Origin of the sequence: Bradyrhizobium frederickii, assembly GCF_004570865.1 — a bacterium.
Classification (GTDB): Bacteria; Pseudomonadota; Alphaproteobacteria; order Rhizobiales; family Xanthobacteraceae; genus Bradyrhizobium; species Bradyrhizobium frederickii.
In genome coordinates this window covers 75,939-90,601 of the sequence record NZ_SPQS01000012.1, presented here as the reverse complement: position 1 = coordinate 90,601, position 14,663 = coordinate 75,939, and the positions used below count along the sequence as shown (strand labels likewise).

At 65.3% G+C, this 14,663-nt stretch carries 15 protein-coding genes; 5 read left to right on the top strand and 10 right to left on the bottom strand.

The window, feature by feature from the left end; translation table 11 throughout:
* Positions 1 to 133: 133 nt before the first annotated feature.
* Positions 134 to 2,098 carry a hypothetical protein gene (locus E4K64_RS21665; protein WP_135165345.1) on the bottom strand — a complete coding sequence of 655 codons (1,965 nt, stop codon included), beginning with the start codon at positions 2,096 to 2,098 and terminating at the stop codon, positions 134 to 136.
* A 246-nt stretch (positions 2,099 to 2,344) separates the two neighbouring features.
* Between E4K64_RS21665 and E4K64_RS21660 the strand changes: the two genes are divergently transcribed.
* Both E4K64_RS21660 and E4K64_RS21655 read left to right on the top strand, forming a co-directional pair.
* On the top strand, positions 2,345 to 4,651 hold the full coding sequence (locus tag E4K64_RS21660; RefSeq protein WP_135165344.1) for an NADP-dependent malic enzyme: 2,307 nt from the start codon (positions 2,345 to 2,347) through the stop codon (positions 4,649 to 4,651).
* 302 nt (positions 4,652 to 4,953) lie between these two features.
* Positions 4,954 to 5,406, top strand: coding sequence for a DoxX family protein (locus tag E4K64_RS21655; protein ID WP_135165343.1), 453 nt, complete (start codon positions 4,954 to 4,956; stop codon positions 5,404 to 5,406).
* A gap of 3 nt (positions 5,407 to 5,409) precedes the next feature.
* On the opposite strand, the gene E4K64_RS21650 is transcribed toward E4K64_RS21655, so the two are convergent.
* The 5 genes from E4K64_RS21650 to E4K64_RS21630 all read right to left on the bottom strand — a co-directional run bounded on the left by E4K64_RS21650 (position 5,410) and on the right by E4K64_RS21630 (position 10,937).
* Positions 5,410 to 6,525 (bottom strand): helix-turn-helix domain-containing protein, encoded by a 1,116-nt coding sequence (locus E4K64_RS21650; RefSeq protein ID WP_135165342.1) that lies wholly within the window; start codon positions 6,523 to 6,525, stop codon positions 5,410 to 5,412.
* Between the two features lie 412 nt (positions 6,526 to 6,937).
* Positions 6,938 to 7,489, bottom strand: a complete 552-nt coding sequence (locus E4K64_RS21645; protein WP_167772172.1) for a dihydrofolate reductase family protein — start codon at positions 7,487 to 7,489, stop codon at positions 6,938 to 6,940.
* A gap of 7 nt (positions 7,490 to 7,496) precedes the next feature.
* Positions 7,497 to 8,510, bottom strand: a complete 1,014-nt coding sequence (locus E4K64_RS21640; RefSeq protein WP_135165449.1) for a polysaccharide deacetylase family protein — start codon at positions 8,508 to 8,510, stop codon at positions 7,497 to 7,499.
* Positions 8,511 to 8,677: 167 nt separating this feature from the next.
* Complete coding sequence (locus E4K64_RS21635; RefSeq protein WP_135165341.1) at positions 8,678 to 9,247, bottom strand: glutathione peroxidase; 570 nt, start codon at positions 9,245 to 9,247, stop codon at positions 8,678 to 8,680.
* Positions 9,248 to 9,338: 91 nt separating this feature from the next.
* Entirely contained in the window at positions 9,339 to 10,937 is a 1,599-nt protein-coding gene (locus tag E4K64_RS21630) for a L,D-transpeptidase (protein WP_167772171.1), read from the bottom strand.
* Positions 10,938 to 11,145: 208 nt separating this feature from the next.
* Here E4K64_RS21630 and E4K64_RS21625 point away from each other — a divergent pair, with 208 nt between their 5' ends.
* Positions 11,146 to 11,694, top strand: coding sequence for a CreA family protein (locus E4K64_RS21625; protein ID WP_135165339.1), 549 nt, complete (start codon positions 11,146 to 11,148; stop codon positions 11,692 to 11,694).
* Here E4K64_RS21625 and E4K64_RS21620 read toward each other — a convergent pair.
* Both E4K64_RS21620 and E4K64_RS21615 read right to left on the bottom strand, forming a co-directional pair.
* A complete protein-coding gene (locus E4K64_RS21620; RefSeq protein ID WP_167772170.1) occupies positions 11,684 to 11,869 on the bottom strand; it encodes a hypothetical protein in 186 nt (61 codons plus the stop codon). The genes E4K64_RS21625 and E4K64_RS21620 overlap by 11 nt on opposite strands.
* Before the next feature lie 212 nt (positions 11,870 to 12,081).
* Positions 12,082 to 12,309: a hypothetical protein gene (locus tag E4K64_RS21615; protein WP_135165337.1), complete on the bottom strand. Its 228-nt coding sequence runs from the start codon at positions 12,307 to 12,309 to the stop codon at positions 12,082 to 12,084.
* Here E4K64_RS21615 and E4K64_RS40475 point away from each other — a divergent pair.
* On the top strand, positions 12,290 to 12,454 hold the full coding sequence (locus E4K64_RS40475; RefSeq protein WP_167772169.1) for a hypothetical protein: 165 nt from the start codon (positions 12,290 to 12,292) through the stop codon (positions 12,452 to 12,454). The two genes, E4K64_RS21615 and E4K64_RS40475, sit on opposite strands and share 20 nt — an antisense overlap.
* Before the next feature lie 33 nt (positions 12,455 to 12,487).
* Positions 12,488 to 12,853, top strand: coding sequence for a hypothetical protein (locus E4K64_RS21610; protein WP_135165336.1), 366 nt, complete (start codon positions 12,488 to 12,490; stop codon positions 12,851 to 12,853).
* Here the strand turns inward: E4K64_RS21610 and E4K64_RS21605 are convergent, their stop codons facing one another.
* Positions 12,854 to 13,099: a DUF6719 family protein gene (locus tag E4K64_RS21605; protein WP_135165335.1), complete on the bottom strand. Its 246-nt coding sequence runs from the start codon at positions 13,097 to 13,099 to the stop codon at positions 12,854 to 12,856.
* 67 nt (positions 13,100 to 13,166) lie between these two features.
* Positions 13,167 to 14,639 carry a MocR-like pyridoxine biosynthesis transcription factor PdxR gene (pdxR, locus tag E4K64_RS21600; protein ID WP_135165334.1) on the bottom strand — a complete coding sequence of 491 codons (1,473 nt, stop codon included), beginning with the start codon at positions 14,637 to 14,639 and terminating at the stop codon, positions 13,167 to 13,169.
* Positions 14,640 to 14,663 lie beyond the last annotated feature (24 nt).

Below are 14,663 nucleotides of genomic sequence, written 5' to 3'. Positions count from 1 at the left end.
CCAGCCGCTCCAATTTCGTCATGCCCGGGCTTGTCCCGGGCATCCACGTCTTTTCAGCTGCGTGAAAGAACGTGGATGGCCGGGACAAGCCCGGCCATGACGGCGGTAAAGGCGTGCGCTCCTCACTCGCCTCCTACAGCCCCGTCGACGCCTCGATCCTGAACTGGGCCAGCGCGCTGTCCGGGGCGGTCTGGATCAGCTGCATCAATTGCATCAGCGGCACCTTGGCGCGGGGCGTGAGCTTGAGGGTCAGCGTCTGTCCTGACGTCTCGACGAAGCCGGCGAGCGCAGCCACCGCGCCCCTGGCATCGACGCTGGACCCCGCGATCTTCTCGCCCTGCGCCCGGATCATCTCGACGATGGCGCTGCGCGCGGTGTCCCGGCTGACATTCTGCATGCGCGCGAACTGCGCCACGACCAGATCGACCACGCCGCTGTCGCGCAGCGAGAGCTCGAACGCACCGGTCTCGACCTGCGCCGCCTGGCTCATCGCCTGCACCGGGTCGGTGGTGAACAGGCCGCGCGGCACGTTGGCGAGCGCGAGGCGGGCCTGTGCCCTGGCGAGGCTGCCGAGATCGATGGTGGCGGGCGCAAGCGCAAATGCGCCTGTCGATTCCGTCCATCCGGCGCCGAGATCGAGGTCGATCGCGAGCTTGTCGATGCCGGCCATGGTCAGCGGCTGCAGCGCCGGATTGGCAGGATCGGTCGGCGTGACCATCTTGACGACCAGATTGGCCCTGCTCGGGATCGAGCCGACCAGCTGGCCCCAGTTCAGGCTGATCGTGTCGACGGTGAATAGCTGCCGCGTATTCTTGTAGGGCGCGACCACGCCCTTGATCTCGGCGCCTTCGAGCACGCGGAACAGTCCGAGCATTTGATCCGGCGAGGGCGGCTGTCCGGACGTCTGGAGGCTCGCCGCCCAGCGCATCAGATTCGACGCGCTGAAGGATTTCAGCGCGAAGCGCTCGATCTTGAGCTGCCCCTGCGGCAGCGGCATGTCGAGGCCTTCCAGCGCGACCTTGTCCTGACCGTATTTGACGGCGCTGAGCCGCCCCGTTCCTTGCGGCGTCTCGACCGTCTGCTTGCCGATTTCGACCTTGCCGATCTGAAAGCCTTCGAAGAAGTCAGCCACTCTCGCGATCATGTCGCGCGACTGCGCCGGCGTTGGGATCGCGCCGTCAGCCGGCACCAGCGCGATGATCTCGGCCGGCCGGAATTTCGAGGGCCGGATGGCAATGTCGTCGAAGGTGAAGCCGTCCACCTGCATGCGCATGCCGGGCGCCGCCGTCACGACATAGGAGTTGACCGAGATGCGCCGATAGATCCTGTGAAAATTATCGTCGTTCAATCCTTGCTGATCGAGCGCGGCCCTCACAGCGGTTGCGTCGAAATCGTAGATGGCCAGACCGGACATTTCGCCGGTCATCTTCGCGGGCTTGCCCGGCTGGGCCAGGTCGATCGTATAGGTAACGCGGTCCATCTTCGCCGTTTCGATCTTGCCCCGGTTGACGTTCTGGACCGATAGACCTGAATAGACATAATCACCGCTGCCGGCATTCCTGCCCGCATCGACGTTGACCGCGAGGGTCGGCACCGCGATCTCCGACGCCGAGATCGTCCCGTATTGCGCGAGGATGAAGCGGTACATATCGATGATCGAGCCGGCCACCGGCGTGCCGGCTACGCGGGTCGAGCCGGAAAAATCTCGCGCGCTGATCTGCGGGATCTTGTAGTTCGCCTTCACGGTTATCCGCTCGGTGGATGTGAAGCCGAGCTCGACCCCTGACGCCTCGATGCTGTCGGCCGAGAAACGGGCCTCGTCCGGCTGGTGCACACCGACGGCCGTGATCTTGGCGACCTTGAAGGTGGCGAACTGCGGCTGGGCAGGCTCGACCGCAATGTCCTCGATCGTCAGCGTCCGGGTCGCGAGCGCGAACGTGATCTTGCCGTGGCTGGCTTTGCTGCCACCAGCGCGAAGCCGCTCGAAGGCCGCCTCGACCTCGCTGGTCGCCCGGTGCTGGACATAGAGATTGAAGCCGAGCCATCCGCCTGCGCCGAGCGCGGCTGCCACGATCAGGCCGATCAGGATTCGCTTCATTCCCAGCTCCAGTTGCTCGTTTCGCACCGCGCAACCTGCCATATTCGCGAAACGCCGCGCGGTCCAGGGAAAGCTATGGTTTTCAAACATTTGACTGCACGCCCTGTTGATGGGCGCGCATTCGGATGTTGCCACCGGGGCGGCCGGCGTGCTTCATCCCGTTTCCATGACCCGGAAATTCGGTTCGCTTGGACAGCGGCCCCGGATCGTGCATTTTGAGGCCGGTAACGCGAGGCGAGACAACGCATGTCGTCCTATTCTGATGATCTCCACCAGGCGGCGCTCGCCTACCATCGTCTGCCGCGCCCCGGCAAACTCGAGATCCAGGCGACCAAGCCGCTTGCCAACCAGCGCGACCTCGCGCTGGCCTATTCGCCGGGCGTTGCCGCGGCCTGCACCGAGATCGCCAAGAATCCGGCCGAAGCCGCCACGCTGACCACCCGCGCCAATCTGGTTGCCGTGGTCTCGAACGGTACCGCGGTGCTCGGTCTCGGCAATATCGGCCCGCTGGCCTCCAAGCCGGTCATGGAGGGCAAGGCCGTCCTGTTCAAGAAGTTCGCCGGCATCGACGTGTTCGACATCGAGATTGCCGCCGACACCATCGACCGCGTGGTCGAGACCGTGGCGGCGCTCGAGCCGACCTTCGGCGGCATCAATCTGGAGGACATCCGCGGACCTGAGTGCTTCGAGATCGAGACGCGCTTGAAGGAGCGCATGAAGATCCCGGTCTTCCATGACGACCAGCACGGCACCGCCATCATCGTCGCCGCTGCCATCACCAATGGGCTCAGGCTGAACGGCAAGAAGCTGTCCGATGTCAAGATCGTGGCGTCCGGGGCAGGGGCCGCGGCGCTCGCGACGCTCAATCTCCTGGTGTCGATGGGCGCGCAGCGCAAGAACATCTGGGTCTGCGACATCGACGGCCTCGTGCACGAGGGCCGCAATACCACGATGGACCGCTGGAAGGCGGTCTATGCGCAGAAGACCGACAAGCGCACGCTCGGCGACGTCATCGGCGACGCCGACATCTTCATCGGTCTCTCGGCACCGGGCGTGCTGACGCCGGAGATGGCGAAAGCGATGGCGGACAAGCCGTTGATCATGGCGCTCGCCAATCCCACGCCGGAGATCATGCCGGAGGAGGCGCGGAAGGCGCGGCCCGACGCCATGATCTGCACCGGGCGCTCCGATTATCCGAACCAGGTCAACAACGTTCTCTGCTTTCCCTTCATCTTCCGCGGTGCGCTCGACGTCGGCGCCACCGCGATCAACGAGGAGATGAAGCACGCTGCGGTCGAAGCCATCGCGCAGCTCGCGCGCGAGGCGCCCTCGGATGCGGTGGCGCTGGGCGTCGAGAGCAACGAGGCGGGCGGTTTCGGTCCGGGCTCGCTCATCCCGAGCCCGTTCGATCCGCGGCTGATCCTACGCGTGGCGCCGGCGGTTGCGAAGGCGGCGATGGAGTCCGGCGTCGCGACGCGTCCCATTACCAATTTCGACGAATATGCCGCGCAGCTCATGCGCTTCGCGTTCCGCTCCGGCCTCGTCATGAAGCCGATGTTCGCCAAGGCCAAGACCCAGCCGGTGCGCGTGATCTACGCCGAAGGCGAGGACGAGCGCGTGCTGCGCGCCACGCAGGTGGTGCTGGAGGAGAACCTGGCGCGGCCGATCCTGGTCGGCCGTCCTTCGGTCGTGGAGGCGCGCATCAAGCGCTTCGGCCTCTCGATCCGCGCCGGCAAGGATTTCGACCTCGTCAATCCCGAGGACGATCCGCGCTACCGTTCCTACGTGCAGTCCTATGTCGAGGTCGCCGGCCGCCGCGGCGTGACGCCGGACGCGGCCCGCACCGTGGTGCGCACCAACAACACGGTGATCGCCGCGCTCGCGGTCACGCGCGGCGAGGCGGACGCCATGCTGTGCGGCGTCGAGGGCCGCTATATGAGCCATCTGCGCCACGTCCGCGAGATCGTCGGCTTCTGTCCCGGCATCAGCGACTACGCGGCGCTGGCGCTGCTGATCACGACCAAGGGCGCCTTCTTCATCGCCGACACGCAGGTTCGCCCCAATCCGAGCGCGGAGGAGCTGGCCGAGATCGCATCGCTCGCCGCGGTGCATGTCCAACGCTTCAACATCAAGCCGAAGATCGCCTTCGTCTCGCATTCGGATTTCGGCAGCTACGACACCGATTCCTCGCGCAAGATGCGGCTGGCGACCCAGCTGTTGAAGGACAAGCATCCCGAGATCGAGGCCGACGGCGAGATGCAGGGCGATACCGCGCTCTCCGCTGCCGCGCGAAAAATGGTGCTGCCGCATTCCAAGCTGGAGGGCGAGGCCAACATCCTGATCATGCCGACGCTGGACACCGCCAACGTCGCCTATCAGATGATCAAGTCGCTGGCGGACGCGCTGCCCGTCGGCCCGATCCTGGTCGGCCCGGCGCGCCCCGCACACATCCTCACCCCGTCGGTGACGGCGCGCGGCATTCTGAACATGACGGCGGTCGCCGTGGTCGAAGCCCAGGAGCGGGCTGCGCGGCAGCCGACGTTGTTCACGTAGGGGCGGGCTTCCGCGTCGTTAGCGGTGCAATTCCTTCTCCCCTTGTGGGAGAAGGTGGCGCGAAGCGCCGGATGAGGGGTCCTCTCCGCGAGTCGAAATCTCGCGAGCTTTCCACGCCGAGAGATACCCCTCATCCGACTCGTCGCTTCGCGGCGAGCCACCTTCTCCCACAAGGGGAGAAGGGAAGAGATCGCCAACCTTGAATTCCTCGCACTTCTCCATTTCCCCGTTTGTAAACCGGCGCACGACTCTTCATAATCCTGCCAAGCATTCCCGCGCTTTGAGCTGCCAAGAGGCCGATCATGCCAGCGTTCGTGACTTTCGGGCGAATTCTGTTCGCCGTGCTGTTCATCTACACGGGCGCGACCAAGCTCTTTGCCATCCAGGCGACGGCCGACTTCATCGCCACCAAGGTCGTGGTGCCCGACATCGTCGCGCCCTACGCCAAGCAGATTGAGACCGCCGCCGCCATGACCACGCCGCAGCTGCTGGCGATCGCGATCGGCGGGCTCGAGATCATCGCGGGCCTGATGATCGCGCTGAATTTCGGCGCCCGGTTCTTCGCGATGCTGATGATCGTCTACGTCGCGGTTGCGACCGTACTGTTCAACGACTTCTGGAACCAGGCGGCGCCCGACAATGCGAAGGTGGTGGTCGACGCGCTGAAGAACCTCTCGATCATCGGCGCATTGTTCATGCTGATGGGCTACGGCCGCACAACGCGTCCGGCCGAGGCGGCCTACGGGGACGTGTAGGGATCAATCTGCACGCGGGGGCGCGATCTCGCGCATCCACCGCGAGATCGTTGCGTTGCTTGTTCCGTCCATGCCCCGCTGCACACCGAGAAGGGCGGCCTCGCGCGCGGCGCGCGGCGTGATGCCATAGGCTGCCTTGAAGGAGCGTGTGAAATGCGCGTCGGTGCCGAGCTGCCAGCGCCGCGCGACTTCGCTGATCCTCAAGGTTCTCGCATCTGAACTGGCGAGTTCGAAGAAGGCGCGGTGCAGCCGCCGGCTGCGGATGTAGTCGGCGATGCCGCCGACCGGCGCGAACAGCCGGTACAGGGAAGCCCGGGACAGGCCGAAATGGGCCGCGATCGAGCCGGCCGACAGCTCGTCGCTGGCCAGGCCGGCCTCGATGTATCGACGAATCCGCATCAAGGACGGACCCGCCGTGACGGCTTGGTCGGCGTCGGGATCGCCACGCTCGAGCTCGTTGCGCAGGCACGCCGCCAGCAGCGAGACCGTGCCCTCGACCACCGATTGGCATTCGTCGAGGCTCATGCGCGGGGCGAATTCGAACAGGGCGGTGAGATGCCCGGCAAGCAGCCTCGCGATCACGCTGCTGCCCGGCAAGACGAGACCATGCAAATCGTCGACCCGCAGGAGATGGGTGCCGAACATCGGGCGCGGAACCACCAGCGTGACATTCTCGAAGGCCGTCGCCTTGGTCTCCAGGGTCTGGGCCAGGTCGAACAGGCAGATGTCGCCGGCGCGCACACGGATCGGACGATCGCCTGCGATGCCGTCATAGCCACCCCTGACGTAAAGCTGGAGAATGATGTGGTCGACGCCGCTGCGCGCGATCGTCTCGGCGGTCCGGCGGAAGCGCTGGCCGCTGGCCCGGCTCAATCCGATCAGCACCGGCCCCATGGCGTAGGAGCTGATGTCGGCGCGGAACGGGCCCGGCTCGTCGGCGGCGAGTTCGTCGACGTCGAACAGCGTGGCGACAGCTTCCCGCCACGCCGCGACATTCGCATTGGCCTCCATCTGATCGGCGCGGAAGCCGAATGCCGGAAGCAGGGATGAAATCGGCGCTGCATCAGCAGCCAGCCCGGAGGCGTCAGTCGATCCTGTCGTCGTAGCGTCGTCGCACATGGTGGTCGTGGTCGCGTTCTGATCGGCAGTGAAGGAGCGGGGAAGGGCGGCGCCGGGCCAAGCAGGCCCGGCTGGAGGTTGATATCCGGCGAAGGCAAAGGGTTCGTTTGCGCGGGAGTCCTGGCGCCCGCGCGGCGACAGCCTCGAGCCGAAGCCGTCCAGTTTTGCGCTTTTGTCTCAGTCTATTGATGCGGCGTTTCGGAATGGTCGGCTCGTATTGACGCAGCGCCACAGAGGTTGGCTATAGCGCCATCACCGCCGTCGGGGCCGATTATTGGTCTCGGCAAATATGCTAGCCGGCTTTGCGCTGGTCGGCGGCGGGACCAATTTTCAGTGCAATACGGGCAGGATACGTAATGGTGTCATAATGCCGGTACTGTGCATGGGGTTGTTTTACCGATTTTGATGGGAGCTAGCCGGGCCGCCACGCCGTCACGGTCACCTCATGCACCGCGTCGAGCACATACGGCGCGCCCGGCCTCATTCCGTGCGAAGCCAGTACCTCGTGCGGCGTCCGCTGGGGGACGCCGACGAAACAGCCTTCGCCGCCAGGCAGGCGCACATGCGGGGCTTCCGACAGCCAGAACGTGTCGTAGCGGTCCATGAATAGGTCGAACACGACGGGGCCGCCGATGACGGCGACCATGCCGGAGGCGACGTCGGCAAAGGCGCAGGCCTCCTCGAAGCTCGCATGTTCCGGATTCCACAGCGTCGCGTTCGGCAGCTCCGGATCGACGGTGAGCGCCTTGATCTTGCGGGTCAGGATCAGCCGCTTGCGATTCGGCGAGTTAGGCTGCTGCTCATGCGAGTTGCGGCCGTGCACGATCAGCGCGGCGCGGTCGAGCGCCTGCTCGAAGAACAGCTTGTCGCCTTCGAACTTCAGGCTGTCGGGCATGACGCGACCGGCGTCGGCAAGCATGCCGTCCGCCGAGACGATGACGTAGCCTTCGATACGGAAAGACAATGGCCGTCTATTCGGAAACGGTCGTCACCACGGAATTGACCGGGCGCTGGCTCACCGTCGGCAGCTTGATGTCCTTGCCCAGATCCTGGTCGTATTCCGGCAAGGAGGACGCCGGGAATTTGGCGCGCATCGCCACCACCTTGTAGCCACCGGCCTTGAGGCGCTTGAGCAGCTCGGGCAGGGCTTCCGCAGTGTGCTTCTGGAAGTCGTGCATCAGGATGATGCCCTTGCCCTTGGTATCGAGCTTCTTCATCACGGTCTCGACCACCTTCTCAGGCTTCGAGGCCTTGAAGTCGAACGAGTCGATGTCGCAGGAGAAGATCGCGGTGTTGCGGTTGCCGAGATAGGTGACCATCTCCGGCGGATGCTGAAGTGCCGGGAAGCGGAAGAACGGCGAGGGCGAGATGCCGCCGAGCGCCCACTTCACCGCGGAAACGCCCTTCTCGATCTCTTCCTTGCGCTGTGCCTCAGTAAGCTTCTTGTTGTTGAGATTGGCGTGCGACCAGGTGTGGGTGCCGACGGTGTGGCCGGCGTTGTAGACCTGCTTCAGGATCTCCGGCTCGTAGGTCGCGTGCTTGCCGATGGAGAAGAAGATGCCGGTGGTGCATTCATCGGCGAGCGCCTTCAGCACTGCGGGCGTGTTGCGCGGCCATGGGCCGTCGTCGAAGGTCAGCACCACCTCCTTGTCGCGCAGGAAGTCGAGCTCCTTGAAGTGCTCGAAGCCGAAGCCCGGACCGCCCGTAGTGTCGATCTCGACGGTGCGGGCGACACCGAGCGCACCCGGCGTGTTGCAGGCCGCGCGCGCCGGTTGCGGCGCCTGCTTGGGCGGAGGCGGATTGACGAAAGCCGCCGGCCCCGCTGCTGCGGGAGCCGCGGGCGGAGCGGCAGCCGCCGCGGCCGGCGTTGCCGCCGGAGCGGCTTGTGTCGCGGCTGCGGGCTTTGCCGGGGTCTGCGACCACGCCGCGCCGGTCATGGCCAGAGATATCGCGCTTGCCAAAATCAGTCCTGCCGCCACGCGCATGGTGTTGTCCTCGAGATTGATCCCGTTGTTCCGCCGCGGCTTTTTCGCCACCGGCACAACCATCCTGCCCCAAACCAATCGTAGCCTAGATGGTAGGCCATCGCCATTGCAACGGCTGTTTGGCATCTCGCCACGATTGTGCCCAATCCGATTGGGCGCGCCTCCCGTCAACCGGCGGCCAACGCCTTGGCAACGGCTGTTTTGATTCGCGTATCGGTTGGTTCGACCGCCGAGGCAAACACGTCGGCAATATAGCCGTCGCGGCCAATCAGGTATTTGTGGAAGTTCCAACGCGGAACCTCCCGAGGCCTCGCCTCGGCGGCCCATTTGTAGAAGGGATGCGCCTTGGTGCCGACCACGACAGCCTTGGCCGTGATCGGAAAGGTAACACCATATTGGTGATGCGCGGTCGCCGCGATCTCGCTGGTACCGCCCGGCTCCTGGCCGCCGAAATCGTTGGAGGGCACGCCGATCACGGCGAGGCCGCGTTCGCGAAACTCGTTCCAGAGCTCCTGCAGGCCGGCATATTGCGGCGTGTAGCCACAGAGCGAGGCCGTGTTGACGACCAGCAACGGCTTACCGGTGAACGCGGCGAGACGGATGTCGTCGCCGGACAAAGCGGCGAAAGAAAAGGCATAGGCCGAGATTCGGCTCATGCCGCCATCGGCAAACACGCGCGTCGCCGGCGCGAGCGCGCCCGCCAGCGCCACGGTGAGCATGGTCCTGCGGTTCACCATGACGGCGTCCCCCGAAATGATCCGAGGGGCATGTTACTCCGCGGCAGCGCCCCGCCTCGTCAACACCGCGTTATCGGACGCGGTGAGACAGTTAGTACAGGCGAACGATGAAGTCGGTGCCTTCGCCGGTCTCGCCCTGGTTGATGCCCTGGTCGGAGATGATGATGGAGCCGCCCGATGTCAGCATCTCGTTGATCTTCGCCATGGTGTCGGCGGGGATCGAGATGCGGTCGAGGGCCTCGGCCGGGCTGTCAGGGATGACCAAGGGCTTGGCGGTGACAGGCTTGGCGGCGACAGGGATCACGGCAGCGCCACCCTTGCGGCGCGTGAGGCGGCTGTCGTCCTCGCGTGCCGCGGCACGGGCGGACACGGGCAGCGACACCACCGACCAACGCAGCGCATTGGAATCGGTCTTGTCGAGTTCGGCGGTGAAGATATGCGTGCCGAGCGGACGGTCGCTGGTGGCGATCGTGACCGGGACATCGAACAGCGGCGCAAAATTCTGCCGCACGTAGAGCTTGGAATCCTTGCGGCTGATGAAGACGGCGATCTGGCCGGCCCGCTTGGGTGCTTCCGGCTTCGCCGCGGGCGCCGGTTCGGCAAGGCGGCTCTCGTCCTTCTTGGCGTCGGACGAGGCGGCGATCGAAGGTGCCCGTGCGTCGGGTGTCTTCGCGGCGTTCGCGTTGGCCGGTTCGGATTTGGCCGGCTCGGCCTTGACGGCCTCGACCTTGTCGGCGGGCTTGTCCTCGTTCGCCGGCTTGGCGGCTCTGTCCGACTGAGGCTTGGCCGCATCGGATGCTTCGGCGGTCCTTATCTCCTCGGCCGGGGCGGCGACATCCTCGCGGACGGACGCATTGCCGGTGGTCACATCCGACATCACGGTGTGGCCGACGGAGGCGCGCAGGTCGAGCACGGTGTCGGCGCTGGCGGTCTTGGTTTCGGTCGGTTTGGCTTCGGCGGCTTTGGTTGGCGCCGCGCCCTTGTCGGCTTTGTCGCCGACATTGGTCTGCGGCTCGAGGCTGGCGGCGGGCTGTGGCGGCACGCGCGCGGAGGCGAGCAGGGGATGGGAGAAGCTGTGCGGCGATATCTCTCCGGGCGCGACGATGACGCGCGCGCCCATCCTGGTCCAATTCCACATCTTCATCGCGAACGACATCGGCATGCGGATACAGCCATGCGAAGCCGGATAGCCCGGCAATACGCCGGCATGCATGGCGACGCCGGACCAGGTGATCCGCTGCATGTACGGCATCGGAGCGCCGCTATAGATGTTGGAATGATGGAACTTGTGCTTCTGGATGACGCTGAACACACCCATCGGCGTGGAATGGCCCTTCATGCCTGTCGACACCGGAGATTCCGCGAACACGCCATTGGTGTCGTAGACCGTGACCTTCTGCCGGTCGATCGAGACGACGATGACCAGCGGCCCTTGCGGCTTGGTGCCGGCTTCCTTCTCGGCGACGACCGCCTTCTTGCCGGTCGCGCTGCGCTTCTGCGGCTTCTGGCGCGGTATCTCGGGATGCCGGTCCTGCCGGGGGTAATAGGATCCGTCGGAATAATCCGTCCAATAATAGAATGCTGCGTTTGCCTGGCTGGTCGCGCCGATCGCACCCGCCGCCGTCAAAATGGCGACCTGCCAGAGCCGCGCCGGCTTGGCGGAAAAACCCGACCCGTTCACGCTGTTCATCCTCGAATCCATAATCCAAATCAGACGTTAGTCTCGCAAAGGGACTACGCGTTCACCACCAAGGTGGTTCTGCCGTCGACTACATTTGTTCAAGACGTAGCAAAAAAGCCTCACAGAGCGGTAAACGGCGGCCACCTCCGGCTGCGCGTCGTCTTCCTGTCGGGCTGACGCGTTCCTACATTGCGGGGACTTGTTAGCGGAGAACTTCATGTCATCTCGTTTCCCTGGTCTTGCCGGCATCCGCCTGAAAGGCCTCGCCTTATTCCTCCTGGCCTTGGCTGTGCCGACAGCGTCGGTCCAAGCTGCCGACGAGCCCGATCTGATCTTCCGCCGCTCCACCGTGTTCAAATGGATGAGCCCGAACGACAAGCTTGCGACCTATGGTCTCGACGATCCCGAGGTCGAGGGTGTCGCCTGTCATTTCACGGTGCCGGAGAAGGGCGGCTTCAAGGGCTGGCTGGGGCTTGCCGAGGAGGTCTCGGACATCTCGCTGGCCTGCCGCCAGGTCGGCCCGATCAAGTTCAAGAACAAGATGGAGCAGGGCGACGACATGTTCCGCCGGCGCCGCTCGCTGTTCTTCAAGAAGATGCAGATCGTGCGCGGCTGCGACACCAAGCGCAACGTGCTGGTCTACATGGTCTATTCGGACAGGCTGATCGAGGGTTCGCCGAAGAATTCGACCTCGACGGTGCCGATCATGCCGTGGGGAGCGGCAGACGCAAACGTTCAGAAGTGCGGCGAGTTCTTCACGGATTGACGCGCTTGGCGAGATGCGAGCCGGTCAGCCGCGCGAAGGCTTGCGGCGCGGCCTCGAAGCCGCGGCCGGACTGCAGCGACATCGCGCCGGCCGAGGCGACGCGGCTGGGGCGTTGATCGCCGCCGTCGCTCCGTTGCTCCGCCTCGCGCGGCGTTGCGCGATCTTGCCCCATCATGATGGCCATCCCTCAGCTGAACGCGCCCGGTGATCCCGGGCGTCTCGGTTTCGATGGCTTGGGTCGCAGCCGATCCGCCTCCGGTTCGACGGGACCCAGCCTTCGTTCGTCCCTCTCTTCAGCAGAAAAACGTAAAATGCGTGTGAAGCGGGCAAGGCGGAACCGTGACGACGGCGACGCGAGGGGCGCTCGCACACGGCATGCGGAACCTGTCAGGCCGCTTTGAGCTCCGGCGCGACCTGACTGAAATGATTGGCGGTTTTCGAGAATTGTGTCGTCGCCTCGGACCCGACGAAACAATTCTCACGCAAGATGAAACCATTTTGCGCTTTTGGCGCATCACGCGCGAAACCGCCCATGGTTATCAACTCCACAACGACGAACGGCGCATCGCCGGCCACGGAATTCGGAGACCACACCATGCGCGCGCTCAGCTTCATCCTTGCTTTCGCTTTCGTGGTTGCCGGCTCCTCGTTCGCGGGCGCGCCGGATGGCAATCTCCCGGGTATCGGAACCTTCCAGTACAGCGGCTCGCCGGTGACCACCGCGACGTCGCAGCCGATCTTGGTTGCTGCGCGCTTCTGATCGACAATAAGAAATCAGCCGGTAAAGGCCGTCATGCTCGTTCGATTTTGCGCCGCTGCGTTCGTATCCATTCTGACGATCAGCGCCGCTCAGGCGCAGGTGCGCGCCCCCTCCAGATTACCGGATCCCCGCACTGAGTTCGTGCGTCAATGCGCGCCGCGGATGCTTGGGCGGTGGGAACATCCTGAGGAAGTCTGCGGCTGCCTGCACGATCACGCCGCGGCGGCCGTCGAGGACCGCGATCTGCGCGAAGCGCTGTTGCGCGGCATCAGCGAAACCGGCGTGCCCACCATCGAGACCGACTGGGTGCCGGCTTCCAAGCAAAGCGAGATCGGCCCGACCTTCACCAAGATCGCCAAGCCGACCTTGCAATGCATGTTCGATCCGGCGAAGCAGTAGCTATTTCGTCTTCGGACCGTATCGCGGCACACAGGTGCTGGTGCGCGCGACACCCTTGTCCGTCATCCTCGCTCCACGCACTTCCTTGACCTGTCCGGCGGGACAGGTTCCGTCATCCACCTGCACGCGCTGACCCAGCTTGAGGTCGACGATGTCCTGCTCGCGTCCAACCGAGCCAGCATGTGCCGTCGCGGCAAGCACGATGGAGATCAGGAACGAGAGGCAGGTCGTCCGGCGTAGCAGCATGGCGAAAGGTCTCGGAGACGATGCTGCAATGTAGGGGCTGGCCGGCGATTCTCATAGTGAACGCTCGTCACGCGCGCCGAGCGGCTCTGGTTCCCGCGCGCAGGGCTGCGCGCGACTCGCGCGCCAGCCGTTCGGCGGAGGCTTTGAGCTGCGGAACCGCGTGGCCGGAAAACCCCAGCACGAAGCCGGGCAGAGGGCGCGCGCGCGAATAGGTGTCGGCCAAGAGCCAGCCTTCCGCGCCGCACGCCTGCTTGGCCCGCGCGGCCGCCGACGGGTCGACCGATGGATCGAACCTGGCGACCAGATGCAGGCCTTGTGACGGCACCGGCACCGAGAGCACGCCATCGGAAGCGGCTTCCAGCGTTTCGGCCAGGACGTCGCGTGCCTCGCGATAGAGTTTTCGCACGCGCTTGAGGTTTGCGGCGAATGCGCCCGAGTTGAGCATGTCGGCGACCGCGCCTTCCATCAGCGTGCCGGGGAAGCGGTCGAGCGCCGCGCGCGCAGCCGTCACATCGGCGATGAGGCGCTCGGGCAGGGCGCAATAGCCGATGCGCAGGCCCGGAAACAGCGTCTTGGCGAAGGTGCCGAGGTAGATCACGCGCTGGAGGCGGTCGATGCCGGCGAGCGACATCAGCGGTGCGCCGTCATAGCGAAACTCGCTGTCGTAATCGTCTTCCAGCACGAAGGCGCCGGCCTGCCTGGCCCAGTCCAAAAGCTCGAGCCGCCGCGGCATCGACATCTGCACGCCGAGCGGAAACTGGTGCGACGGCGTGATGTAGGCCGCGCGCGCGGACGGCGCCGTGGCACGGCCCTTGGCGATGCGCATGCCGTGCGCGTCGACGGGAACGGGCACGGCGCGATAGCCGCAATGCGCGATGGTCTTTCGCGCGGCGGGATAGCCGGGATCTTCGCACCAGACCTGGTCGCCCGGCTTGAGGATCGCGCTCAGCACGATGCGCAGCGCGTGCAGAGTGCCTGACGTCAACATGATCTGATCGGGATCGCAGCGCAGCCCGCGCGCCGACAACAGATGATCGGCGATGGCGGCGCGCAGCTCGCGGCTGCCGCGCGGATCGCCATAGTGCAGATGTTCGGCCCCGAAGGCGCGCATGCGCCGCCCGACGAAGGCACGGAAGCGCTGCACGGCGCGTGCGTCGATATGGGTGCAGCCGAGCGAGAATGCGCCTTGCCTGGGCGCTTCGACAACCGCCTTCGGCTTGCTCGGCGCGGCCGCGCGCGCCGGGATGCGCGCGGCGACGAAGGTGCCGGAGCCGACTTTGGCCTCGGCAAAGCCGTCGGCGATCAGGCGCTCATAGGCGATGACGATAGCGTTACGCCGAAAGCCCGTCTGCCTGGCCAGCGTGCGCGAGGGCGGCAGCGGCTCGCCAGGCTTGACGAGGCCGGAAACGATCATCTCGCACAAGGCCTGATAGAGCCGGTGCGCGGCGGAGGCGCCCGCCGTGACGTGGGGGCCGGCGAGGTCGAGCGGCAGCTCGGTCTTGGCCGGAGGGGGCAGGGAATTGGTCGGAATTTTTCGCATGGAATTGGAACTATCGCAGACCAA